This window comes from Clostridium oryzae, from assembly GCF_002029235.1.
GTDB lineage: Bacteria > Bacillota > Clostridia > Clostridiales > Clostridiaceae > Clostridium_AE > Clostridium_AE oryzae.
Genome location: NZ_MZGV01000054.1, coordinates 1 through 26,818, shown reverse-complemented (window position 1 = coordinate 26,818; position 26,818 = coordinate 1). Strand labels below are relative to the sequence as shown.

The 26,818-nt window shown below is 33.6% G+C and carries 21 protein-coding genes; 4 read left to right on the top strand and 17 right to left on the bottom strand.

The annotated features are described in order from the left end of the window. Positions 1 to 577: 577 nt before the first annotated feature. From CLORY_RS17745 to cooS, 8 genes are all read right to left on the bottom strand, one after another. Positions 578 to 2,023, bottom strand: a complete 1,446-nt coding sequence (locus CLORY_RS17745; RefSeq protein ID WP_423236529.1) for an endonuclease MutS2 — start codon at positions 2,021 to 2,023, stop codon at positions 578 to 580. 41 nt (positions 2,024 to 2,064) lie between these two features. After that, positions 2,065 to 2,535 carry a hypothetical protein gene (locus tag CLORY_RS17740; RefSeq protein WP_079426965.1) on the bottom strand — a complete coding sequence of 157 codons (471 nt, stop codon included), beginning with the start codon at positions 2,533 to 2,535 and terminating at the stop codon, positions 2,065 to 2,067. A gap of 749 nt (positions 2,536 to 3,284) precedes the next feature. Continuing rightward, on the bottom strand, positions 3,285 to 3,977 hold the full coding sequence (locus CLORY_RS17735) for a response regulator transcription factor (RefSeq protein WP_079426963.1): 693 nt from the start codon (positions 3,975 to 3,977) through the stop codon (positions 3,285 to 3,287). Positions 3,978 to 3,989: 12 nt separating this feature from the next. Then, positions 3,990 to 5,450 (bottom strand): sensor histidine kinase, encoded by a 1,461-nt coding sequence (locus CLORY_RS17730; protein ID WP_079426961.1) that lies wholly within the window; start codon positions 5,448 to 5,450, stop codon positions 3,990 to 3,992. A 31-nt stretch (positions 5,451 to 5,481) separates the two neighbouring features. Next, positions 5,482 to 6,678, bottom strand: coding sequence for an ABC transporter permease (locus tag CLORY_RS17725; RefSeq protein ID WP_079426959.1), 1,197 nt, complete (start codon positions 6,676 to 6,678; stop codon positions 5,482 to 5,484). Between the two features lie 15 nt (positions 6,679 to 6,693). Further along, entirely contained in the window at positions 6,694 to 7,401 is a 708-nt protein-coding gene (locus tag CLORY_RS17720; protein WP_079426957.1) for an ABC transporter ATP-binding protein, read from the bottom strand. Positions 7,402 to 7,410: 9 nt separating this feature from the next. Further along, positions 7,411 to 8,634: an efflux RND transporter periplasmic adaptor subunit gene (locus CLORY_RS17715; RefSeq protein WP_079426956.1), complete on the bottom strand. Its 1,224-nt coding sequence runs from the start codon at positions 8,632 to 8,634 to the stop codon at positions 7,411 to 7,413. Positions 8,635 to 9,007: 373 nt separating this feature from the next. After that, positions 9,008 to 11,140, bottom strand: coding sequence for an anaerobic carbon-monoxide dehydrogenase catalytic subunit (gene cooS, locus CLORY_RS17710; RefSeq protein WP_079426954.1), 2,133 nt, complete (start codon positions 11,138 to 11,140; stop codon positions 9,008 to 9,010). A 349-nt stretch (positions 11,141 to 11,489) separates the two neighbouring features. On the opposite strand from cooS, the gene CLORY_RS17705 reads away from it, so the two are divergent. Genes CLORY_RS17705 through CLORY_RS17695 form a run of 3 tightly spaced genes read left to right on the top strand, consistent with a single transcriptional unit; the run spans position 11,490 to position 15,122 of the window. Then, the gene (locus tag CLORY_RS17705; RefSeq protein ID WP_079426952.1) at positions 11,490 to 12,140 is read left to right on the top strand and encodes a TetR/AcrR family transcriptional regulator; all 651 of its coding nucleotides are present in this window, start codon (positions 11,490 to 11,492) and stop codon (positions 12,138 to 12,140) included. A gap of 40 nt (positions 12,141 to 12,180) precedes the next feature. Next, entirely contained in the window at positions 12,181 to 12,879 is a 699-nt protein-coding gene (locus CLORY_RS17700) for an ABC transporter ATP-binding protein (RefSeq protein ID WP_079426949.1), read from the top strand. Beyond that, positions 12,879 to 15,122 carry an ABC transporter permease gene (locus CLORY_RS17695; RefSeq protein ID WP_079426947.1) on the top strand — a complete coding sequence of 748 codons (2,244 nt, stop codon included), beginning with the start codon at positions 12,879 to 12,881 and terminating at the stop codon, positions 15,120 to 15,122. The genes CLORY_RS17700 and CLORY_RS17695 overlap by 1 nt, the downstream gene beginning before the upstream one ends. Before the next feature lie 318 nt (positions 15,123 to 15,440). On the opposite strand, the gene CLORY_RS17690 is transcribed toward CLORY_RS17695, so the two are convergent. The 9 genes from CLORY_RS17690 to CLORY_RS17650 form a co-directional block, all read right to left on the bottom strand. Next, positions 15,441 to 16,802 carry an MATE family efflux transporter gene (locus CLORY_RS17690; RefSeq protein ID WP_079426945.1) on the bottom strand — a complete coding sequence of 454 codons (1,362 nt, stop codon included), beginning with the start codon at positions 16,800 to 16,802 and terminating at the stop codon, positions 15,441 to 15,443. An 8-nt stretch (positions 16,803 to 16,810) separates the two neighbouring features. Next, a complete protein-coding gene (locus CLORY_RS17685) occupies positions 16,811 to 17,593 on the bottom strand; it encodes a TrmB family transcriptional regulator (protein ID WP_079426943.1) in 783 nt (260 codons plus the stop codon). A gap of 119 nt (positions 17,594 to 17,712) precedes the next feature. Continuing rightward, a complete protein-coding gene (locus CLORY_RS17680) occupies positions 17,713 to 18,696 on the bottom strand; it encodes a D-isomer specific 2-hydroxyacid dehydrogenase family protein (protein ID WP_079426941.1) in 984 nt (327 codons plus the stop codon). A 233-nt stretch (positions 18,697 to 18,929) separates the two neighbouring features. Next, complete coding sequence (locus CLORY_RS17675) at positions 18,930 to 19,730, bottom strand: sugar phosphate isomerase/epimerase family protein (protein ID WP_079426939.1); 801 nt, start codon at positions 19,728 to 19,730, stop codon at positions 18,930 to 18,932. A gap of 1 nt (position 19,731) precedes the next feature. Further along, on the bottom strand, positions 19,732 to 20,820 hold the full coding sequence (locus CLORY_RS17670; RefSeq protein WP_079426937.1) for an ABC transporter ATP-binding protein: 1,089 nt from the start codon (positions 20,818 to 20,820) through the stop codon (positions 19,732 to 19,734). Between the two features lie 10 nt (positions 20,821 to 20,830). Next, the gene (locus tag CLORY_RS17665; protein ID WP_079426935.1) at positions 20,831 to 21,658 is read right to left on the bottom strand and encodes a carbohydrate ABC transporter permease; all 828 of its coding nucleotides are present in this window, start codon (positions 21,656 to 21,658) and stop codon (positions 20,831 to 20,833) included. After that, positions 21,648 to 22,556, bottom strand: a complete 909-nt coding sequence (locus CLORY_RS17660; protein ID WP_079426933.1) for a carbohydrate ABC transporter permease — start codon at positions 22,554 to 22,556, stop codon at positions 21,648 to 21,650. Before CLORY_RS17660 ends, CLORY_RS17665 begins: the two co-directional genes overlap by 11 nt. A 37-nt stretch (positions 22,557 to 22,593) precedes the next feature. Continuing rightward, on the bottom strand, positions 22,594 to 23,901 hold the full coding sequence (locus CLORY_RS17655; protein WP_079426931.1) for an ABC transporter substrate-binding protein: 1,308 nt from the start codon (positions 23,899 to 23,901) through the stop codon (positions 22,594 to 22,596). A 560-nt stretch (positions 23,902 to 24,461) separates the two neighbouring features. Continuing rightward, positions 24,462 to 25,346, bottom strand: coding sequence for an AraC family transcriptional regulator (locus tag CLORY_RS17650; RefSeq protein ID WP_079426929.1), 885 nt, complete (start codon positions 25,344 to 25,346; stop codon positions 24,462 to 24,464). A gap of 112 nt (positions 25,347 to 25,458) precedes the next feature. Between CLORY_RS17650 and fabF the strand changes: the two genes are divergently transcribed. Then, positions 25,459 to 26,694 carry a beta-ketoacyl-ACP synthase II gene (gene fabF / locus CLORY_RS17645; RefSeq protein WP_079426926.1) on the top strand — a complete coding sequence of 412 codons (1,236 nt, stop codon included), beginning with the start codon at positions 25,459 to 25,461 and terminating at the stop codon, positions 26,692 to 26,694. Positions 26,695 to 26,818: the final 124 nt, after the last annotated feature.

Genomic DNA, 26,818 nt, shown 5'->3' with positions numbered 1-26,818 from the left:
AACGCTCCCTGCGGGCTCTGTAAATTATATAGATTGCTAGTTTTAAAGTACCGTCTCTAAAATTTCTACACGTTAATTTTACAGACGTTATTTGATGAAGTTGTATCTTTAATTTTTCTTCGTAGATTATTAAGTGTGATCTTAATTATAAAGAGAGTTAAAGGCTTCTCTTCAATATGGAAACTGTTATAATTAACTTTCTTTTAATAATCCAACTACTTAAAAGCCTATTAATCGTGACAGGGCTCTACGAAGAAGCAGGTCTTCGAAGCCAAGACCTGTCCTGCTTAAATAGCTTTTTAAGGTTATCTCTATTAAAATGGATATTAGTTTTAGCAATTTCCAAATTAAAAAGATGTTTTTTTATCTTTCTAAAAAATTAGCGATGCACTTTAGTTTTCTTCGAAGAAATTAAAAAATTGTTATTCCATAGAATAACGTTTATCCAATAGCACTTAGTTTATATTTAAAAGATACATTAAATAATTAACAGCTATTTAATTTACAGAACCCGAAGGGCGCAATGACCAGTAGGTCATACCCCCATCGTTGGTTCGCAATTTATTTATATTGTAATTTACCTGCTATCACCTTTGCTTATGATTACTTCAACTCCCTCCTCATGCCTCTTACTTAATATCTTTTTATTTTTTCTGTTTTGTTTTGATTCAAACACGATATCAAAATCATAATCCTCTGGATACATTTCTTCTCCTGAAATATAAAGTGAAAGTCTCTTTTGGTTTATCTTAAGCTTCTTCTTCATTACCATAACTCCATACTCTCCCTTTGAATTTTCGGTTTCACAAATTACTCCTGTCCTGTTCATAAAGCTTATATATACGCAGTCACCAAGATTAAATTTAGATTTTGCCTTAGTCCTCTCTATAGCTGCATTCTTCTTTTTTGCTTCTTTAAACTCAGCGGTCTTCTGTTTATGAATTTCCACTTCCTGGTAATTTTCTTTTAGTTTATCCTCCCATTTGTATTGAGAATAATCCTTTTTCTCCTTATACGTTACTTCATGAGCTCTCTCTATGATATTTCTATTCATTCCTAATTTCAAAGCTATTAAAAATGCATTGCTTTCGCCTGCTTTACCTATATTAAGCTTATATAATGGTTTCAGCGTATTTATATCAAATTCCATAGAACCATTAATAAAGCCTTCATGATTCCTGGCAAAATCCTTAATTTCACTATAATGAGTTGTTGCTAATATAGCTGCCCCCTTATCATATAGCTGTTCGAGTACTGCTATTGCAATTCCCATACCTTCTTCTGGATCAGTGCCTGAACCTATTTCATCTACAATAACAAGAGTATGGTTATCAGCACAATTTAGAATGTTTATAACATTTTTTATATGTGAAGAAAATGTGCTTAAATTCTGTTCTATGCTCTGACCATCTCCGATATCTACTAGAATATCAGCAAAGACTGCAAATTCACTGTTTTGCTCTACAGGTACATGGAGTCCTGATTGTGCCATCATGGTAAGCAGACCAACTGTCTTTAAAGCTACTGTTTTTCCTCCAGTGTTTGGTCCTGTAATAACTACTGCTCTGTATTTGTCTCCGGACGTAAAATCAAGTGGTACTGCATTTCTTCCAAGCAGAGGATGCTTTCCCTGCTTAATGTCTATATAGCTTTTAGAATTGAAAGATACACTTCTCCCGTCTATAGACTTACTGTATCTGCCCTTTGCAAACAGAAAATCATAATAAGCCATAGCTTCTATATCTATATTCAATTCCCTGATATACTCAGCAACCATATTGGTCAACGTTGATAAAATCACATAGACCTCCTTCTCCTCTTCAAGCTTCCACATATTCAGTTCATCCTGAGCTTTTTTCACTTCTGCCGGCTCAATAAAAACAGTAGATCCACTGCCTGATTTATCATGAATCTCTCCATCGACATCCTTTTTGTACTGACTTCTTACAGGTATAACATATCTGCCGTTTCTTTGACTTACGACACTATCCTGAATATAACCTTTGTATCTTTCATTTTTCAGTACGCTATCTAATTTACTTTTAATTCTATCCTCAAGAATAACTATTTTTTTCTTATCTTTGATAGCTTTGAACTTGCCTTATCGTCCACCCTTCCATAAGCTATACACCTTATGATTTCTTCTCTTAAATCATCAAGTACATAAAAGGACCTAGCATATTGACTTATTACAGGCGCAGCTGATTCCTTACTTTCCATAAACCTTTTAAGCCTTTCTGTATCACCCAATAGCCCAGCTATCACATCTAAATCTTCTGGGGACAGTACCATACATTTTTGCAGTTTTTCTTTAACATTCTTTATCCCATTAAGTCCGTGTATAGGAATACTTGAACTAATGTTAGCTATAGTTCTGGCTTCTGTAGTTTCATTCATACATTTTCCAATAAACTTCATATCCACATAAGGTTCTAACTTATCTATCATCTCTTTAGCTAGATCTGATATCGCATAACTCTTTAAATTTTCTTTTATTCTATCATATTCTAATAATTCAATAGTTTTAATATTCAATTTTGATTCCTCCCAATCTTTAATTGAAGTTTTTATGAGTATCCCATTCTTCTGAAGATAAATAAAAAGACCGCAGGTAATAAGATATCACCTGCAGTCTTAAATTCATCAGCTTTTAAATAAATTGCGAACTAAGAAAGTAAATTAAATGAGGATAATATTTAGTAGTTAGTGTATGCTTTATATTAATGATGAATGAATGATTAAAATCAAATTGTAGAAATTCTGCGCAGCAGAATTTCATCCACAATTCCTCATTTATAATTCCTCATTAAGCTTCTATTTAATGCACTTTCTCTTAACGATTCCGTCTAGAGCATTTAGTTCGTACTTTATTTATATTACAAGACAAAAATACCGTGCAGACGCACGGTATTTTTATTAATAAACAATATAAACCTAAATAACCAGTTTAAGCTGTTTATCTATATGGATGAAAAGAATGTGAATCCGTGTTCTTACCTAAGATACAAGTCCTTAAAAAATCTATCACAAATAAACCTGATTCAACACAGGTTTTTTAGAAATTTTTAAAGACTTAGTTATTAAATTACTTAGTTAAGAATGACTCCACTCATAAAAATCTCCCTTTTGCTAATTTATATTTATCACTTATATAGTAACATTAACTCATGAATGATTCAATATGAGACAAGCACTAATTTTTCAATTTTTCTACTTGGCTTATATATATTTCAGAATATATAGTTACATAATACATAATATCAACGTTACATTAATATATACTATTATGCAGTAAATCTGTAGCCTACTCCCCATACAGTTTCAATATATTGAGGATTAGATGGGTCAAATTCTATCTTCTCTCTAAGCTTTCTTATATGCACTGTTACAGTAGCTATATCACCTAACGAGTCCATCCCCCATATTCTCTCAAATAATTCATTCTTTGAAAATACCCTATCGGGATTACTGACAAATAACAGCAGCAAATCAAATTCTTTAGAAGTAAACTCTACTTCCCGCTCATTTACATATACTTTTCTTGATGTTTTATTTATAGATATGCCACCTATCGCTATTATATCCTTCACATTTCTTTCACTGTTTGAAACTAATCTTCTATACCTAGATATATGTGCCTTCACTCTTGCAACCAGTTCATTAGGGCTAAAGGGCTTAGTTACATAATCATCTGCCCCTAAACCCAACCCTCTTATTTTGTCTATATCTTCTTTTTTGGCAGACACCATCAGTATCGGAATATCTTTTTCATCTCTTATTTTTCTGCATACTGCAAAGCCGTCCATATTCGGAAGCATTAAATCCAAAATAACTAGATCATATTTCTGACTAATAGCTTTATTTAACCCTTTATCTCCGCTGTTCTCAATATCAACCTGAAAGCCATTTATCTCTAAATAGTCCCGTTCCAACTCGGCTATGCTGATATCATCTTCAATTATAAGTATTTTACTCAACAAGGATCCCCCCTACTCCTTTAATAGCGTGAAAAACATATTCGTTCCACAACCTGCTTCACTCTCAGCCCATATCCTTCCATTATGTTCATCTATTATTTTCTTTACAATAGCAAGTCCAAGTCCGCTTCCTCCAGTGGTAGTGTCTCTTGAAGCATCTTGTCTGTAAAACCTATCAAATATATAAGGTAATGCATCTTTGGATATTCCTCTGCCATTGTCACTTACTTTAATTGCAACTTCATTTTCGTAATCGTAAAGCTTTATATTTATTTTAAGCTTGTCACCGCTTCTATATTTTATTGAATTCTCAATAAGGTTCATAAATACTCTTCTTATTTTCTGTACATCTGCGTTGACCACTATATTCTTTTTAGGTATATCTAATTTTAATTCTATACTATTTTTATCTAAATCAAAACTCATTTCCTCGAAATAGTCATTTATAAAATCCACAATGTTGATGTTCTGAAAATGAAATGGTAATCTGTTTAAATCTAATTTTGAAAATAGGAACAAATCTTCTATAAGATTATCCATATAGGTCGCCTTATTATAGATAGTATCAATATATTTATTCATCTTCTGCGGTGTATCGGCTACACCATCTCTTATTCCTTCTATATACCCTTTTATCGATGTTATTGGAGTTCTTAAATCGTGGGATATGTTCGACAAAAGTTCCTTTCTGTTATCTTCATAATGCTGCTGAAGCTCTAATGATTTTTTTAATCTAAGTCTCATTTCTTCAAAAGAATCACACACTTCTCCTATTTCATCCTGTGAGCGTTTCTTTATTTGGTAATCCAAATTTCCCTGTTTTATTTCATTAGCGGCATGACCGAGAATATTTAATGGCTTAATAATACTTCTTGATACTGCATAAGATAGTATTCCATTAGTTAGAGCAATTATTATTAATATATATATTCCAATAAAAAACACATTTCTTCTGATATACTGGTTGGTTTTAGCAGGATTTAATATGTAGAATATAGTGCCCTTGCTGCCATCTTTTAAGTAGAAATCCTGTTGATTTAGAATCATTGTCTTTATGCTGTGTTTATCAGTATTAGCGTAAGTTACAGCATTTGTACCAAACTTCGGTAATGCAATTTTGTTAAGTTTACTTTTTATATCTTTGGAGGAGTAAACTATGTCATCATCTTTTCTTATTACAATTGCTGAATAACTTCTGTTTACACTTTTTTCCAGATCGTAAATATACCCCTTTTGCAATAGCCCATCAGGATTTTTCAGTATCTGATTATTCACCTTTCGCGAAAATGTACTATTAGATTTAAGGATGTCATTGAAAAAATTCACCTTGCTAAATATTATTCTGGCAGTAGAATTATTGGATGTATTTTGTGCAATATACATAAATAGTACCATATTGGAAAATAAAATAACAATAAATGGAATAATCAACATAGCTGCATAGGAGAATCCCAAACGTTTCTTAATATACATTATTTCACGTCCTCCATATTATCATAAACTTTTATTCATATCTTAATGCATCAATTGGATTCAGATTTGCAGCTTTTCTTGCTGGGTAAATTCCAAAGAATATTCCTATTGCTGATGAAAATAGAATTACTCCCATTACCACTCCAATAGAAATAGATGGTGTTATACCTGCAGCTAATCCGATTAATTGTGCGGCAATATATCCTATTATCATACCAATAAGTCCTCCAATTAACGAGATTATAGAAGATTCTGTCAAAAACTGAATAAGTATCGTATTTGTAGTAGCCCCTATAGCTTTTCTTATTCCTATTTCTCTTGTTCGTTCAGTGACAGACACAAGCATTATATTCATTACTCCAATGCCTCCTACCAATAATGATATTCCTGCTACTGCTGCAATAAACGAAGTAAACGTACCAAGTATCTTGTCTACTTGTGACAGCATATTCATCATGCTTTCAGCTTTGTATACATCTTTATCTCCGTTATTATGCCTGCTCTTTAATATATTCAGCGTACTTTGTGAAGCCAAATCACTGTCTTCCTTAGACATAGCTGTAATAGTTAAGGAGGAAATGTTTGTTGAATCAGTGAATATAGTTTGAAAGGTAGTAACAGGAATTATTACAGATGCAATTTCACGCTGCTTGTTCATAAACTGAGAGTCTAATATTCCAATTATCGTAACACTCTTACTCAAATTACCAGAAAATATTTTAATGCTTTTGCCGATAGCATCTTGGCCGTTAAATAAGACTTTAGCTGAACTTTCGTCTATAAGTCCTACAGATTTTGCGCTTAGTACATCATCTTCATTAAAAAATCTGCCTTTATTTATTGTTAAGTTATTTATCTGATTATATTGCTCATTTGTTCCAGCAATACTCGCCTGCCTTGAGTTATCTTCAGTAGATACTTTTCCTTGTTGCTGCAGTGAAGGACTTATATATTTTACAGTATCAACTTTGTCACTAATAGTTTGAATATCCTTTAACGTAATATAATCACTATTTACCGCTTTTGTTGCATCCACAGTTATAGTTATATTATTAGTACCCATCTTTGCAAATTGATCAGTAATACTGTTTTTACCTCCGCTGCCTAGCCCAATAATTGTGATAACAGAGCTTACTCCTATAATTATTCCCAGCATCGTAAGAAAGGAGCGCATTTTGTTTGACCGGATACTCTCTACGGCCATATTAAAATTTTCAATAAAATTCATTATGTTTCACACTCCTTATAATCTGATCCTATTTTCTACAATCTTATCTTCAACTATCTCCCCATCTTTGAACCTTACTATTCTCTTAGTATGCATAGCCACATCTGGTTCATGGGTTACCATTATAATAGTAGCACCATCGTCATTTAGTTGTTGGAAAATTTTTATTATATCAACTGTAGACTTTGAGTCTAGGTTTCCTGTTGGTTCATCAGCCATAATTATGGAAGGCTCATTCACTATAGCTCTAGCAATAGCTACTCTCTGCTTTTGGCCTCCTGATATCTCAGTAGATTTATGATTTACCCAATCACGCAATCCTACTTTTTCTAACGCTTCCATGGCTCTTTTTCTTCTGTTTTTAGCTGAAACTCCGGCGTAAACCATTGGGAGCTCAACATTTTCCAGTATGGACATCTTTGGTAAAAGGTTAAATGCTTGAAAAACAAAACCTATCTCTTTATTTCTAATACTTGCTAATTCTTTATCAGTAAGCTTGGATATATCTTTTCCATTTAACATATACTGTCCCTCATTCATTTTATCAAGGCATCCCAGTATATTCATAAATGTAGATTTTCCAGAACCTGAAGTACCCATGATAGAAGTAAATTCACCTTTTGAAATACTAAGGTTTATACCCTTAAGCGCTTCATATTTTACCTCTCCAGTATTGTATATCTTAACAATATCTTTAACCTCTACAACATTAATTTCATTCATTTCTATCACCTACTTTACAAAAGTTCCATTTTTAATTAAGTCTGTAGGGTTAAGAATAACTTTTTCCCCTACCTTTATTCCCTGAACCTCTGCATCAGTATCAGATTTAACTCCTACCTTCACTTCTCGCTCTACTGCTTTTTTATTTTCAACCACATAAACTACACTCTTACCTGTTTTATCAGTCTTAACACACTCTACAGGAATCTTAATTACATTTTCCGCTTTGTTTAGAAGTATATCCACATCGGCTTGAAATCCTACTTTTAAATCAGGTTTTTTATCAGTAACTTTTACATCCACTTCTAACGTAGCATCATCTGCATTTATTGATTTTGAAGTTTCTGCAGTAGGCGCAATATATGAAACTCTACCAGAGTAGTTTTCATCAGAATTGCTTATTACAGCTTTCTGATGAAGCCTTACCTTTGCTGCATCATATCGACTAACTGAAAGAACTGCCTTCAGATTATCCAAATTTTGAACAACAATAGCTGCCTGCTGAGAAGTTGATATGCCACCTTCAACTATATTTATCTGTGTTACTACCCCGCTTCTGTTGGCAATTATATTCTTAATGCCACTTGCAAGATTTTTCTTTGCGGTATCAAGACTAAGTTTGTTAAGCTTTATTGCATTATCCGCCTCTTGAAATTTTACATCAGACACTGTACTTAATGAATCCTTTTGCTGAACTAGAGTTGCCTTTTGAGAAGTCAAAGTACTTTTCTGTCCATTAAGCTGTTCAATTTGTGTCGCACTTGCAGGATTTTTCAACTGCTTTAATTTGTTTATATTATTATCAATCTGCTTAATTTGACTATTTATTTTATCTATTTTACTGTTTAAATCGCTTATATTGCTCTTAACCTTATTATTTTGTTCTACTAATTCTTGCTTCTGCAATAATGCATTATTATACTGAATTCGGGCTTGTTCTACTGGAGTTTCTAAGTCCTGCGATTCAAAAGTAGCTAAAACATCCCCCTTTGTAACCTTGTCTCCAACTTCAACTTTCACCTTTTTAACTTTAGCCTGAGGTCCATAATATTCTTTTGTACTTTGCGATTTAATTGCTGCTGTGGTAGAAAGATATACATCAATATCGCCTCGAGAAACGGTTGTAGTCTTTACTTGCTGATATTTATTTTTATTTTTTGTCATGACAGTTAAACCTACCAATGATGCTATAACAGCTGCAGATATAACTAGTGCGATTATTTTCTTTTTCATCTATATATTCCCCCTGAATAAACTAATTTGTTCTCTTTAGAGCATAAATCAATTGTACATGCTATATCTTAACTATCACTAATTAAATTCTTAAATTTTTATAAAAAAAGAAATATTGTGGAACTACGAAGATTGATCCGTTCATTAAGCACTTGTAACACAAATTTTATGCAAATTTTCTAATTTGAGCAAACTCGGCTACGCCTCAAACACTACCCAAATCTTAACGAAAATTTACATAAAATTTGATAGCAATTGCCAAAATATATAAATTCCCAAAGGGTGAAAAAATACAAAAGCAACTGGGACTAAGAATATATAGTTCTAATCCCAATTGCTTTTGCTATGATAAATAAATTTCTGTAATCCTTAATTAATTTAATCCTAATTCTTTACGTTTCTTTTCTATATGGTCAACATATATCTGAACAGTTTTTTCTGCATCGAGCTCAACAACAACTTTACCTAATCCGAGGCTTTCAGTGGTTTCAGTAAGAGTTTTTACTACCACATCGCTTCCAGTAATAGACGGAACTGGTGCAACATGAACTAACCAGCCTAAAGCTACAGCAGTACAAGCATCTGCTACAGCCTTCTGTTCAAGATATTCAGGAGCACCAATAACTAGAGGCAGTTTATTAGTATCAACCTTTAATGCATCTGCTAGTTCTTTTGCTGTATGAGTCATCTTTCCAATATCTACACAAGCTCCATAAGACAATACTGGAGGGATGCCTAACTGCTTGCATACAGCTTTCAAACCTTCTCCGCACTCTTCTGCAGCCTGAGGATTTGTTAAACCCGTATATTCCATAACAGATGATGTACAACCTCCGGAAAGTACAAGAATATTGTTTTTAATTAATCCTCTTGTTATCTTAAATATGTTGCTGCCACCCTGACCATACCTTGCAGTAGTACATCCAACTATAGTAGCTATACCTCTTATATTTCCGTTGGCAATTTGTTCAATTAACGGGTCAAAACTTCCTCCAAGAGCATTTCTTATAGATTCAGTACTGAACCCAACCGTACAATCTGAAACATGTGGTGGAATATAGACTTTCCTGTTTTGCGATTTTCTTTCTTTAAAAGCTTCTATTGCTTTATCTAGAGCTTTTTCGGCCTGCTCCTTCATCTTTTCAGGAACAAAATCTAAAGTTTCAGTTCCTTGAAGTTTTATTACAGGATGAGTACTTAATAGCTTCGTTCCAAACCGCTTAGCAAATAAAGGCATAGTTGCAACAGTACAATTATAATCAAACATAAATAAATCAACAGCACCAGTTGCAAGGAGGTATTCCTGAGACAGCCATTCTCCTTCTTGTCCTCCATAGCCTTTTTGACTATGTGTTCCTTGATAATTCATCAATTGCTGACCTTCACAAACATGACCTAAAACCTGTATTCCAGAGGCGCCAGCATCTTTTGCTTTTTGCTGCCATTCGTCAGTGGAAGCTAAATCTATAGCGACATGAGCCAATAAAGGCATATGTCCATTAGTTACAATATTTATCATATCTTGTTTTAATAGTCCCATGTTTTGTTTCTTTTGAGCTATTTCTTGTGTACCCATCAGTATTTCTTGAATTATATCTAGAAGGAATAATCCTTGATATTCATTCGCTACTCCTAGTCTTACTGCATTTAATAGAAATTCTACCGGATCAGAATTAAAATTCGTCATGCATCTAGTTTGTGCAAAAGCTACTTCACTGTAACCGCCTCCTGGAAACAATCCAAGTTTTCTCCATAATTCCTTCCTTTGTGTAGGTGCAAAAGCTTCAACAGTTTTAGACTCCACATGAAAAGGTGCATGAATATCATTCATTACCCAATCTGCAAACTGTACTGCTAATTGTTCTATTGGCTGGCTGGTATTTAATCCGGCCATATCAGCATACTTCTTTAATTTTTCAGGATCTCTTATTTTCAAGCCGCTCTCAGGATGTTCTCCTGCAGCTTTCAATGTTCTTGCTGCCTGATGACAGTGAAATATATTTGCAGAGGTACCTATGGTAACATGTCTATACATAAAATTTCTTGCTACCATTGTATGAGCATCTACACCGCAGGTTCCTCTTGGAACCTTTTCGCTTATTCTGCAAGGTCCATTTGCACAAAGCTGGCAAGATAGACCTTCAATACAGAATTTACATTGAATAGGCTGCTGTTGACTGAATCTGTCAAATACATTTGTCATACCCGAATTATGGACGACTTGATACATCTCTCTCATAGCAGGATCTATGATTATATTCATAGGATAATTTTCTTTAGATTGATCGCCTTTATCCACATGCTGCCTCTGCCATTTGTGTACTTCCTCCATACCAGGCGATTTTTCTATGCTGTCATAGTTAACATTAATACGGTTATGTATATCCTTATGAGTATTCGGATCATTAGAATGTTCATTGGTTAACTTAGTACCAAATGTAGTATTATCACCTCTCATCGTTTGCGCCGCATTCTTATAAGAATTTTTTATATCCTCATCAGACATTTCCATTCCTCCTAATATATTTATAGATAAACAACCTTAACTATCAGCATTTAAATTGAAAAAAATGATAGATGGTCGATGTCTCACAACTTGCATGCTGAGTATTCGTATTGCTTATCTATAGAATGCGTTTTAATATCTAAATTTATTCTATTTTACAGTACATTTTATCGTATAGGTTATTGTCTGCTGATTTTAAAAGCTGTGTTTTTATCCCTTCTGAACATTTAATCTATTTATAAAACATTAATAGTTTTCATAAGGATATTGACTGGGATCAATAAAAATTATATAATGTGACTACAGAGTCATGTGACCCATGAGTCATACAATAAAAGGATGTGATAAATTGCCCAAAGAAACATTTTTTAATCTAAGCAATGAAAAACAAGAAAAAGTGATGAGATCTGCTATAAAAGAGTTTTTAAATAATGGTTTTGAAAAGTCCAATATAGGTACTATTGCAAAAAATGCAGAAGCTGCTAAAGGCAGCATGTATCAGTACTTCGAAAATAAGAAAGAGCTATTCTTATTTTCGATAGAATGGGCTGCTAAACTGCTTATGGACAAATACGGTAAAAGCTTGGATGTGGGGACTGATAAAAATGTAAATTTGTTTGACCACTTCTATTACAGTTCTAAGCAAATGTGGTCTCAATTAAATGATGAAAGAGATCTAGTTATTTTTATTCAGGATGTGTTTCTTGGTAAATACAAAAATATACCAACCGAGTCCATGGACTATATGCTTAAGGCCTCTGATGAATATGTTTTAAAACTTATTAGAAGTGGTAAAGAGAATGGACACATAAGAAAAGATATGGACGATAAGCTGCTTGCTCTTTTTATGACAGGTGTTTCTCTTAAATTCAAAGAATATATGCTGAACAGAGCCAGAGAAGGGGGAGAAGATATGCTAGATGAAAGTTTTGAAAAAGTAGACAGTGAAGTTAAGGCTATGCTGGAACTGATGAAAAACGGTATGGCTCCTAAAGATTAGCGTTTTATAAATAATACAAATATGAGAGTGGGTATAAACTATGTTTATTAAAATTGATAATTTGAAAAAAAGTTATAAAACAGGAGAAATTAAAACTGAGGTATTAAAAGGGGTTGATTTTTACCTTGAGAGAGGACATGTTGGTGTTATTCTTGGTCCTTCTGGTTCAGGAAAATCCACGCTAATGAATATAATCGGCGGAATAGATCGAGCAGATTCAGGTTATGTAGGTATAGACGGAACGGATATAACAAAGTTATCAGATAATGCTCTTACAGATTACAGAAGGGAGCAGATAGGCTTCGTGTTTCAATTCTACAATTTGATTCCTAATCTTACCGTTGGCGAGAATATTGAAGTTGTATCCAATATAAGCAAGACTCCGCTAAACACTGATGAAATTCTTACGGCTGTAGGTATGGATAATAAAAAATATAGATTTCCTAAAGAACTAAGCGGCGGCGAACAGCAAAGAGTTTCAATAGCAAGGGCTGTAGTTAAAAATCCAAAGCTGCTGCTGTGTGATGAACCTACAGGAGCTCTTGATTACAGCACTTCAATAGAAATATTAAAATTGCTCCAACAGATAAATAAGGACTATGGTACAACTATACTTATGATAACTCATAACAGTGCCATAGGTGGTATGGCGAATGAGATATACAAGGTTAGAAATGGTGAAATATCAGATGCCATAGCAAACGAAATAGTTCAGTCTGCAGAAAGGATTGAGTGGTAATGGTCATTAATCATAAAATAAAAAGAACTATGTTAGAAAGTAAGTCGCAATACCTAGGCTCATTGATGCTGATCATTATAAGCTGTATGCTCTACACAATGTTTAACCAGCTTGCCATCAATATGAAGACTCTCACATCTTCCTTTGAAAAAAATTATGTTCAGGAAGATGCCAGCTTTATATCTGATAAAAAGCTTACAGGTGTAGCTGCTCTAGAGAAAAAATTCAATATGGTTATAGAAGAAACAGGTTCTTTTGATTACAATACATCAGACAATAAAACACTAAGAGTATTTACCGAAAACACAAAAATCAATATTCCCGCTGTAGTTAAAGGTAAAACCTTGACTGATGATAATATTATGATTGATCCTGCCTATGCTTCAGTAAATAATATTCATATAGGCGATTCAATAAAAATTAACCATAAAGAGTTTACCATATCCGGTTTTATGTCACTCCCGGACTATATCTATCCACTAAAACAAGAAAGCGATCTGCTTAATGATCCAAAACATTTTGGAATAGCTGTGATATCAAAAAAGGATTTTAGGGATTTAAAATCAGCAAGTCCCAGTTATGCAATAAAATTTAAGGGAAGCAAATCTAAAGTAGATGACAAAATAGCAGAGTTTAAAAAGTATCTTAAGGGACAAAACATAGTAGTTCTTAAATGGACTAATATAGATGAAAATCCAAGAGTCACTTACGTTACGGCTAAAATTGACAGCATTAGCAGCGTAAGTTCCACGTTGCCAATATTTATCCTTCTTTTGACCTGCACATTGACTGGAATAGTTATGTGGAGGCTGCTTAAAAAAGAATTTATATCTATCGGTACGCTTTATGCATTGGGATATAAGAAAAAGGAGATAATGAAGCATTATCTTGCCTATCCACTGGTAATAGCTATTGCTGGAGGTATCATAGGTACGCTGCTTGGTGCGGTCACACTTACTCCTATGCTTAAACTTATGGTATCATACTTTAATATACCTGTAGCCGAAATAAATTTCAATGCCTTATATGTGCTTATAAGCCTGCTGCTGCCGATAATTTTTCTTATGATATCCGGTTATTTTATCATAAACAGAGCTTTAAAGTATTCACCATTGGATTTAATGCGTGGAGGTAAGGGAAAAAATAAAGTTGGTTTTATAGAAAAGTATTTGAAATTAGATAGATTTAAATTTTCAACAAAGTTTAAAATGAGAGAGCAATTAAGAAGTGTCCCTAGAAGTCTATTTCTGCTTGTAGGGGTTTCCTTTGCAACCATGCTGCTGCTAATGGGCTTTGTAATGAAAAACTCCATAGATTTTATGATGAAAGAAGCTTATGAAAACACTTATAAATATAAGTACCAATATCTTTTTAATTCCTTGAATCAAGGAAATCCTCCGCAAGGTGAAAAATTTTCAGTGTCTTCTTTTGCATTAAAATCAGATGCTAAAACACATTTCACTGTATATGGTATAAACGAAGATTCAAAATATATAATTCTGAAGGATAAAACTGATAAAAATTTATCTACAAACAAAGTAATTATAACAAAACCTTTAGCAGAAAAGCTTCAGGTAAAATCTGGTGATACAATTTATGCTATTAATAAACTGGATTCTAAGAAATATAGTATTAAAATCGATAGCGTTGCCAATACTTACGTAGGAGAATATATCTATATGCCTCTTACTAACTTCAATTCCATGCTCAATTATCCAACGGACAGCTATTTAGGACTTTGGAGCAAAACCCCAGTGCATATAGATGAAAATAAACTTTTAAATACTACCTCTATGAATGATTTTAAGAAGGCCTTCGACTCTTTAACTAAACCTCTGCAAACTTATGTTGGAGGAATATCTTTTCTAGCTTTTGTCATAGGTCTAATGATAATCTATGTAGTGACCTCACTTATCATAGAGGAAAATAGAAACTCTATTTCTCTTATGAAAGTACTTGGATATAGAAAGAAAGAAGTATATTCTCTTATACTGAACAGTTCTTCGTTTATCGTTGTGCTTGGTTATATCTTAGGAGTACCACTGCTTCTAGTCTCTATAACTGCATTAATAAAATCTGCTACCTCAAGTATGAATCTAAGCTTTCCTATTACAATGAACTATTCATCTGTTATCATCGGCTTTATTGTAATATATATTACCTATGAGTTTTCAAAGGCATTAAGTAAGAGAAAGGTTAATAAGATATCTATGTCAGAAGCACTAAAGGCTGCTTCAGAGTAAAAAGGGTAGGAAGTGATTTCCGTCGGCTGGAAAATGCCTCCTCCAACCACTTCCTACCCTATGCCGACTCTATGCATTTACAAAGTATTATTTTCTATATTACTTCTCCCAAATTATTTTTCTTGTTTATTTATTTACTAGTATTTTCTTAAGAGCTATCTTCATATTACTTCGGGTTTTATATAGTTACATCTTTTAACAGCACCTATAATTTATTCATACACATAGGAATTCAACGCAGCTGAATTCCCACTTTCACTTTTCTCTTTACTCTTTAGGGGTGTATCCTTAACATTGTTCAAAAAACATGCGTAATTACTAAACAATACTTGTAATGTTGTTCATCCACTTTTTCGATTTATAGATAAAGACAGCCAGCACTAACCTAACAACTTCTTCTAGTGAAATGAAAAAATACACCCAAACTATAGAAAAATGTAAAAAGAAAGCTGTAATTAAACCTAACGGAATACCTATTCCCCAGGTACCTAATATATCTAAGAATAAAGTGTATTTTGTATTTCCACCGCTTCTTAAAATACCCCCCTCTAAAATCATATTCGAAACCTTCACAAAGAGAATCGCAGCAAATACCCAAAGAAGTAAAATAGTAGTGTGCTTTGTTGACGCGGACACGTTAAAGAGATTAGAATAGATTTTTGCTAACAAAAACAAAATACCGCCAAAGCAAACTGATCCCATCACGCCCAGCTTAATAAAATCATATGAAACTGATAAAGCTTGTCTATTCTCACTTTTTCCTAAATAATTTCCCGTCATAATTGCAACTGCCGTTGACACACCTGTAAATAACCCAATGGAAAGATTTTGTATAGGAAAGGTAAGTGTCATTGCAGCAGCTGCGCCTGTGCCTATGTGACCATATATAACAGCATATAAGGTATCTCCTAACCCCCACAAAAATTCATTAATGACAATTGGAATCGCAATAACTAATGTTTGTTTTTTAAATTCTGTAGTTACTGTACAATTAAAATGAATCCTAAATTTGCTTTTTTTCTGTAACTTAAAGAAAAGTACAAATAAAATCAAGCATTCTATCATTCGCGCAGTGGTTGTTGCTATTGCAGTACCACTAACTCCGAGCTTTGGTGCACCAAAATTTCCGAAAATCAAAATATAATTAAGAAACGTATTTATGATAACAGATACAATACTAGCTATAGTTGGGAATTTAGCATAGCCAGTATTACGCATCATGGCAGAAATCAACGTGGTACATAGCATAGGTATATATCCTATAGCAATTATACAAAGATATTGAGCACCTAATCGTGTTACCGAAGCATCATTTGAATACATACTCATTATCTGTTTAGGAATAAAAACAGATGGAATAAAAAAGAATGCAGTAACCAGAAATGCTAAAATTCCATTAGCAATAAAAGCGCGATTTACACCTATGGGATTATCGCTGCCATAATATTGAGAAATCATAATAGATGCAGCTGTTCCAATAGCCGTTAATGTTATTAGAAATAGGTTAGGAAATTTTGATCCGAGACCAATGCTGGTTATGCTGTTCGTTCCCAACTGACCCACCATAATTTGATCAATCACGCTGAGAGAAGCCTGAAAAAGACTTTGCAGGGAAATTGGAATAGCGATAGTCAGTAGACTATGACGTACATCTTTATTTAAAAACACTTGATTAACCATATGAAACCTCATCGCCTTTCCAACATTGTGTCCAGTAATATTTTATCATCCATAATATTTTTACCATACTTCTGTTTCAATTTTAAAAGATAGATATCATTATGAATATGCTCAGCCATGATGGATACCATAAGTGCATTATTTGTTATAGTCCCAAACCAGTTATCTTTGCCTTGGCTTTTATCAGCCACAATAGTAACATCAATATCTGCTACAAGCATAATACGCGAAGGGCGTTGCTCTTCGCAAATAGGATCATTATGAGTGTAAAACTCTATATCAAGTCCATCATGGTCCAACTTCGAAAAAGAAAAAATAACTATGCGGACATTTCTTTCTCTCAAAGTTTTAAATTCTTTAGAAAAAAGCTGTAGATCAAAATCAGTGTTCATATAAACCTCTTTTTCAGCCGACTGTAAAAGGCTTTTAACATTTGCAACTATAGTATCAAAACCTTTCAGGTTTGTGAATCGTTCCTCTCGCTTATTTTCATATAGATGCTGAAGATTTGATAAAGCAAAGTCAGCATTTTTAGAAAATTGCTTTTTTAACTGACTAAACAAAATAACAGGGTTTTGCGCTTCATATATCTGTACATCCTCTGATAAAAGCAAAACCGAACCTTGTTCGTACATATGATTAAGTGCTGCATAAACAGAAGGTCTGGACATATTAATCTTTTTTGCAATCTGATACCCGGATTGCTTGCCTCTTTCTAAGAGTGTAATATAGATTTTTGCCTCAAGGCTGGTAAAATTCAACTTACACAAACATTCAAGTATATCTCCCATAAAAAACTTCCTCCTAATATAGCGTTGTATATTTTATACTACTATATTACTATGAATATTTATGGAAATCAACCACAATTTAGCAATGAGTAAATTTTCCTTGCATAAGGAGACGTTGATTATTTTATTTCTGTATTACAGGTTCCTTTAACGAATAAGTCATTAAGACCAATAACAGCGCATTCCACCATGCTTTTTACTGCAGCATCAGTGTAAAAGGCCATATGCTGTGTCATAATCACATTAGGAAATTGACGTAAATAAGCCATTTCTTGATTTTTAATTATATCAACTCTTCTATCGTGATGATAGATTCCCTCTTCCCTCTCTACAACATCTAACGCGAGCGCACCTATTTTTTTACTTTCAATTCCATAAATTAATGCTTTATTATCCATAAGTTCCCCTCTTGCACAATTTATAAGCACTACACCGTCCTTCATCTTTCCCAGCGTATCTGTATTTATCATATGATAGGTACTATCTAGCAGCGGTGTATGAATTGAAATTACATCACTTTCCTTATATAGAATATCTAAACCTACGTACTGAGCATACTCCTTTGTTTTATCGTTTTGGAATGCATCATAAGCCAAAATTCTGCATCCAAACCCAGTCAGATTTTTGATTACAGCATTTCCTATACGACCTGTTCCAATAATTCCTATAGTAAGATTTCTCATCTCTTTACCTTGAAGCCCTATTAGAGAGTAATCATTAACCTGACCTCTCCACAATGCCTGTTTATAGCGCCTAATAGACATTAGAATCAACATTACTGTGTAATCAGCTACACCATTTGGATCATAATTAGCATTGCATACCTTAATTCCAATCTCTTTTGCATGGTTAATATCTATGTGATTATAGCCAATAGTGCGAGTAGCACAGTATAGGATATTCCTTTTCTTTAGTTCATCCAAAACCTGATCACTTATTTTGCTTTGTCCTAATGTTGTTATTCCATCATACGCAGACGCATTATCGATAGTCTCCATATTAAGCGTATCAGTAGTGTACATAATTTCTACCTTTAGCTTTTTTGCTATTTTTTCAAGATACTCTTGCTCATCCTCACGAACCTCATATGCATATATTTTCAAAATATTTTGTCCTCCTATACAAATATATATTGATATTATTTTAAGCAGCTTTTTTATTCTAATACTTTCCGAAAAGCATGTTCTTTAATGGAGTCCTGCTATATGTGTATAAATAATTGATTTAATTACAATATAGTATTATAAAATAAGGGATTACTTTTTTCTAGCTATAAAAGTAATCCCTTGTATATAATACAACTCGTTTCGTAAAAAACTAATGCTGCCTTATTAGATTATAATTGACTTGGTAATTCTAAAATATTTTTAATGTCTTCCACAATTCCTTCTTCGTCCTTATTGCAGTTTTTACCATATTCAACAATCAAATCAGCAGCAGGTGTGTACTTTTCATACAGATCAAAAAACTTATCTATATCTAAACTTCCATCTTTTATCCTATTATGGCTGTCCACAGTTCCATAATTATTATGGAGGTGGTATGCTGTTATTTTATTATTTAAATTTTTAATCACACTATGCATATCCCACCTATTAATGAATGCATGTCCAATATCAATTAGTATATTATTTTCTATACTTTTAGCCATCTCAATAAATTGAGTTTCATTAAAAAGTAAATTGTTATTAAATACAGTCCCAGTATTTTCTACAACTACATCAGTTCCATACTTGTGAGCTAATTCGGTAAGTTCTATTAAATTATCTGTTGAATGCTTTAGCATGTCCTTTCTGTTTCCTGGTGTCACTTTACAGTTGTTGTGATGATATACTATATGTTTACTATTTAACTTTTTTGAAAGCTCCAAAGTTTTAATAAAATATTTCTTTGAAAGCTCATACTCCTTGGTTCCTATTTTTTTTGAATGTTCTGTACTGTAATAAGGACCATGCAGAGAACTCTTATAAAGTTTAAATTTATTCATGTTCTTTTCAATAACCTTTATAAAATTCTCATCCTGCCATTCTACGAAAAGCTCTATGCCAACATCACAGTCTTTAAGTTTTTCCATTAATGAAAAAATATTTTCAAGTTCCATAGGTACATACATATTTGTACTGATATAAATATCCATATCATCCCTCCTCTGGATACCCTATAGACTCAGTTGTATCCCTATTAAATATATGAATCTTAGAAAAATCTAATGATAAATACACCTCATCACCAGGCTTAAATTGATTTTCGTCCATTATTGCAATGATTTCATTCTTCTCAATTTCAAAATATATACCAAACTTATTTCCATAATCTTCAATATATTTGACTATACCTTTATAGCTATTTTTCTCAGGTCTCATACTTATTTTTACATGTTCAGGTCGTATGCCTATGGCTAAGTTTTCTATATTGCTTATCTTAACCTTATTTGCCCAAATGTCAGGCAGCAACAGCTTTTGTCGTCCTAATATTATGTTTCCTTCACTGTAGTTTACATATAAAATATTTGTAGACGGCGATCCAATAAACTTAGCAGAAAAAATATTGGCTGGTCTATTATATACATTGGAAGGGGTGTCAATCATCTGCAGCTTACCGTCTCTCATAAGTGCTATCCTGTCACCAATAGTCATAGCTTCTACTTGATCGTGAGTTACATATACGAAAGTTTGATGATATATTTCATGAATTTTAACCAATTCTTTTCTAGCATGTCCTCTTAGCTGTGCATCCAGGTTGGAAAGAGGTTCATCCAGCAAAAAGAAATCACTTCTTTTAACAACAGCCCGTGCCAGTGCAACTCTTTGGCGCTGGCCTCCCGATAAATCTTTAGGTTTTCTATTTTCCAGTCCTTTTAAATGGAGCATATCTAAAGCAGTTTTTAGCCTGTTTTCTATCTCGTGTTTATCAATTTTGTGAACTTTAAGGCCATAGGTTATATTATCTGATACCGTCATATGCGGGAAAAGAGCATAATTTTGAAAAACCATTGATACATTTCTGTCTCCACTTGGCACTCTATTAACGCACCTTTCATTCATATACAGCTCACCAGAAGTTATTTCTTCAAGTCCTGCTATCATTCTGAGCGTTGTAGATTTTCCGCAGCCTGAAGGACCCAAAAGTATCAATCTCTCGCCTTCATTTATCTTCATATTCAAATTACTTACGACTTGAGTTTTGTCATAGAATTTACATACATTGTTAAATACTATCTCTTTCATTATTTCCCTCCTATCCCTTAATTCCAGATGCTGCAAAAGTATCAATAATATATTTTTGAAAAATTATATATAGAATTAATGGTATTATCATTGTGATTACCGATACTGCCATAGCTATTGTAAAGTCCGTTCCACCTTCAGAACTTATAAAAAGCTGTAGTGCCAGCGGTAGTGTATATTTTTCTTTTGATTTTAATATAAGTACAGGCCAAACATATTCATTCCATGAGTTTATAAAAAACATTATTCCAGTAGATATGATGGCTGGTTTTACAAGAGGTATTACTATATCTCTCATTATTTTTAAGCGGTTTACATTCTCAAGCTCAGCTACCTCTATTAAAGAAAATGGGATTGTCCTCATGGCTTGTCTTATTAAGAAGATGCCAGTTGCATCGCTAAGCTGCGGCAAGATAACCCCAAACAATTTATCACTCAAGCCTAATTTCGATATAACAAGATAATTAGGTATCATTGTAACTGTAAATGGTACAAAAATAGTGCTAATAATCACAAAGTATATCAAATTTTTATATTTGAAATCATAATATACAAAAGCATAGGCTGCCAATATTGCTGTAGAAGTCTTAAATATTGTTACTGTCGAAGCAATAATAAAGGTATTACAGGATATCTGTGCAAATGGAAGCCTTTTAAACACTTCAGCATAATTCTTTAGAGTTGGATGTCTAGGCAGCAGCGTAAACCCATTTTTATATATCTCATCTAAATTTTTAAAGGAGCTTAAAATAGCAAACACTATAGGGAACAGCGATAGAAAAATCAGTATGAGAAGGAGTACGTGCCATTTAAACTCCGAAGTACGTTTAGTTTTCATAGTACACGCTCCTCTCCACATATTTAAATTCTAGTATCAGCAGCAGTATAAATATTGCCATTGTTACAACTGCAAAAGCTGATGCTCTTCCAGTTCTATACAGCGTAAACGCTTCGTGGTATGAATTGTAAATAGCATTAGAACTGGCATAGTTAGGACCGCCTTGTGTAATGACTTTTATAGGTGTAAATACATATTGAAGTCCTTGAACTACCGTCATTATAAAAACATAAATTCCTGTAGCACTACTCATTGGCAGTACTATATCAATGAAGATTCTATGCATCGGTACCTTATCTAATTTCGCAGCTTCAATAACTTCTGATGATACCCCCATGACTCCTGAAAGCACAACTATAAAATTATATCCAAATACCTTCCATGTGGTTATTATACTGAGTACAACGATGACCAGTCCATCAGTCTTACTCCATATAGGTAATGTTATTCCCAAAGCTTTCGCTAAAATAGCAGCTGGTCCGGAAATTGGATTAAGAATCCATAAATATAATATAGAACCTACTACCAATGAGATCACACTAGGTAAGAATATTGCACTTTTATAGAAACCTTTGCCTTTTTTAATTATTACAGCAAGGATAAAGGACAATATATAAGGGGCCACCCAGTTTAGTACTAATAATATGACAATGTAGAACATTGTATTAGCCATTATTTTATAGGTTATAGGGTCTTTAAAAAGCTGCATATAATTGTTCAAGCCCACAAAATCTTTTGTGGGTTTGATCATATTCCAGGAGAAAAAGCTAAGATAAATTGTTCTTATCAGCGGATAAAACATAAATACAGCAAACACAAGAAGTGATGGTAAAATAAGCATATATGCAAAAACTGTTGTCTTTTTACTGCCAATTTTATTCTTACTTTTTACTTTCATGACAATCCTCCAATAGTATAAAATCGATGCAGAAGACTTATTTTGCTAGCAATTCGTTTATTTTATTCTGAGCATCCACAAGCCCATTTCTAGCAGATACTTTTCCTCCTAGTATTTTATCTCTAGTATCTAGCAATATTTGCTCTGCCTGCAAACCTGCATCCCCGGGAAAAGATGTCCACGGAACTACTTTATCCATTTGAGTTGTTGCTGCTGCCATCATTTTATTTTGCTGAAGAAAATCTTTAAGCCCATCTGGATCATCAGCTACGTCCTTCCTAGGCGGTACATAACCTGTCCCCTTAGTCCATTCTGCCATGCTCTTTACACTATAAAGATATTTTTCAAACTTCCAAGCTGCTATCTGATCTGCCTTATTCTGAGCCGTTATTGCTAAAAAGCATCCTCCTGCCGGCAGTTGGGCTTGCTTTCCTTCCCAAGAAGGTGAATTAACGGCGGCCACATCAAAACTAGCTGATTTTTGTATGTTCTCCCTCTGAGCTATCGTAGTATATAGCATACCAACATTTCCATCGATAAAAGATTTTACGCCTTCATCCCAGGATATATGGAGCGCAGATTTTGTTTTTACAATCATATCTGCATAAATCTGATATGCCTTTATTCCATCTTCTGAAGCAAATGTAGCTTTTCCATCTGTCAACATCTTAGCTCCATTACTTTCTAGCAAAGCTTCAGTAGCCCAGTTATCTTCCGGTTCTTGAAGATAGAAACCGTATTTACCCGTCTTTTCTTTAATCTTATTTGAAAACTCAACTACCTGTTCCCAGGTTTTGGGTCCATTCTCATCTACTCCGGCTTTTCTAAACAAATCCTTATTGATGTAAAGGACAGGTGTACTCAGCGAATACGGTATTCCTACTTGCTCTCCAGAGCTATTCTTAGCAAGTGACAGTATGTTTGATAAAAAATTATCCTTTAAGAAATTCTTATCCTCAGTAAAATTCTCATCTATTACCTTCTGCGGTTCTACGTATTTAAAGTTATTGGAAAAGTAGTCTAAAAAGGCCCATCCTATCTGAACTAGTGCCGGTGCTTTTCCCGCAGCGGCTTCTGCCTGAAGGTTCTGCATAAGCCCTTTGTACATATCTGGGTTATATTTAGAAACTACTTCTATATCTTTGCTCTTACCATTGAAATCCTTAACTAGCTTATCAACAGTATTTCCCCCTTGTGTTTCTGCGTTAACGTGCCAATACTCAATCTTAATCTTTTTTTGTGACTTTGCCATAACCTTTTTATCGCCTTCCGCCCTTCCACATCCTGTCACAGCCAATGTAATAAGTATAACTAAAGAAGCAAGCTTAATATTTCTGTTTTTCATAGATTTACCTCCATAAACTTTATATGATAGATTATATCTATTGTTTATTAAGATTTGTTTACATCTATGTAAAATTAAGTTTAAAATAGCAGTTAAAAATGAAATGTTGTGGCACTATGGAGATTGATCCGTTCATTAAGCACTTGTAGCACAAATTTTATGTAAATTTCCTAATTAGGGCAAACTCGGCTGCGCCTCAAACACTGCCCTAATCTTAACGGAAATTTGCCTAAAAGACACGGATAATTGCTAAACTCACTCCAAATGCCTCCGTCGGATGTAACCATTTTTAATGCCCTAACTCTTAATTTTTACATAATACTTTTATTTTATTAATTCTATTACCTTTCTATCTTAATTCATTAACTTCAGAATATTTTACTGTTTCTTTTTAACTTCTTCGTAAACATGCTGTACCGTTTTCTTATTTAATTCCCATTTTTCTTACTCTTTAGGGGTATAACCTGATTATAATTAAAAGTTATCCATAATTTCCTTAATACAAATAGAAGACCACGTTGAATAGGCAGTATACCTTTTCAACGCGACCTTTGTTAGTTCTATTTTATAGGCTGACATATGTATAATTCACAGTAATTGTCCTTACACATGGAGTTATCAATGTATTCTAGCCTATACGTTCCAGCGAATTCATAATCAGAGTCGACAATCCACCTTCTATATAGCTGTACTAAAAGCCTCGCTAGGTGTTTTCCACTTATCTCATTCGGATTGAAAAAGCCAACAAATTTAAATACTACGTATTTATTGCTTTTTATTTCTATTCCTGTCATGCCATCAGGTACCTGGGATAAATCAGAAACCTGTACGGAAGGCATGTAATATATATATCCATTATTACTGTTGCTCCAATCTGTATATCCAAAATACGCTTCCGGGTTAACTATATTATTAATTTTTTTCTTATGCTTGTAAAAAAATTCTCTTCCAAAGCTATTAGCTGCTTTGGTACCAAATCTGCTTATAATCTTGTGTTTCTCGCCTACAAGGCAGAAATTTTTTAAAAATACAAACCTTGGCTTATAGGTTATAGAATTATCTATGCATAATAAATCACTAGGATTTATTTTTTCTTTAATCTCAAGCCCGAAAAAGTTTTTAGGTGCTCTTACTTTTAGCGGTGTACATCCGAACAACTTTTTAAAAGCTCTTATGTATGATTGTTCATAATCAAACCCATAATCCATTGCTATATCAATTATTCTCTTATTTGTATTAACAAGCTCATCAATACTTGACGTAAGCTTTCTTGCCTGTACATATTCCATAACGGATTCACCGGTAAGGCTCTTAAACATTCTCGACAAATAAAATTTTGATATTCCAGTGTTTACATATATATCATCTAGTGTAAGCTTGTTGTGAAGATTATCTTCTATATAATTGATACACCAAATAACAGCATCTTTAATATTACTTACCATTTATAACACCTCAACGCTAAAAAGCAATTATTGTTCATTTTTAACTATTATATATGTTACAATATTGAAAGTAAACATTAAGGACTTATCTAGATAAATAGGAGGAATTTCAATGAAAAGAAGAGTGGTTATTACAGGCATGGGAGCTGTAACCTCACTTGGAATTGGCGCAAATGAATTTTGGCAATCCATAAAAAATGGTATAAGTGGTATAAGCTTGATTGAAAGAACAGATGTATCTGATATGATAACCAAGGTTGGCGGCGAGATAAAGAATTTTGATCCATCTAAATACCTCGATAAAAAAGAAGTAAGAAGAATGGACAGGTTTACACAATTCGCACTTATTGCCGCAGAAATGGCAATTAAAGATTCCAAACTTGATTTAGATAAAGAAAATTTAGAAAGGACAGGCACTATTGTAGGTACTGGTGTTGGTGGTATAGAAGCTATCGAAGATCAGTACAGAGTTTTATATGAAAAGGGTCCGTCAAGAATAAGTCCATTTTTTGTTCCTATGATGATCTGTAATATGGCTTCATCTCTTATTTCAATAAAATATGGAATAAAGGGTTTTATTGAATGTGCAGTTACTGCTTGCGCAACATCTACAAATTCCATAGGAGATGCATTTAAGGTTATTCAACGCGGAGATGCTGACATAATGATTACAGGAGGTTCTGAAGCTTCCATGACAAGACTTGGACTTGCTGGATTTTGTGCTAATAGAAGTATGACTAGGAACACTGACCCATCAGAGGCTAGCAGACCTTTTGATTTGAATAGAGATGGATTTATAATGGGTGAGGGATCAGGAATTCTTATTCTTGAAGAACTTAACCATGCACTTGAAAGAGGTGCTGACATAGTTGCTGAAGTTGTTGGCTACGGCTGTACTGCTGATGCTTATCATATAACCGCTCCAGCTCCTGATGGTGAAGGTGCTGTGCGCTGCATGAAAATGGCCGTAGATGATGCTGGAATAGCTCTTGAGGAAGTTGGATACATAAATGCCCACGGTACTTCCACAGAAATTAATGATAAAACAGAAACTCAAGCAATAAAAACTTTATTCGGTGAATATGCGTACAAGCTTCCAGTAAGTTCTACAAAATCTATGACTGGTCATCTGCTCGGAGCTGCTGGTGCTATTGAAGCTATAATATCTGCATATTCAGTTAAAGAGGGATTTATACCTCCTACAATTAACTATAAAACACCAGACCCTGAATGTGATTTGAATTATGTGCCTAATAATGGTATGGAAGCAGATATAAAATACGCTCTTAGTAACTCCTTTGGTTTCGGAGGGCATAACGCTTCATTGTTATTTAAAAGATGGGAATAAAAAAATCCCCTACCGGGGACTATGAGTTTTAGAATGGAAAAGGTTCGTTCTCATCAACTAAATACGAACCTTCTTCTACTTTCTTTTCTCCTGAATAATAAAAATCTGCATCACAATTAGGGCA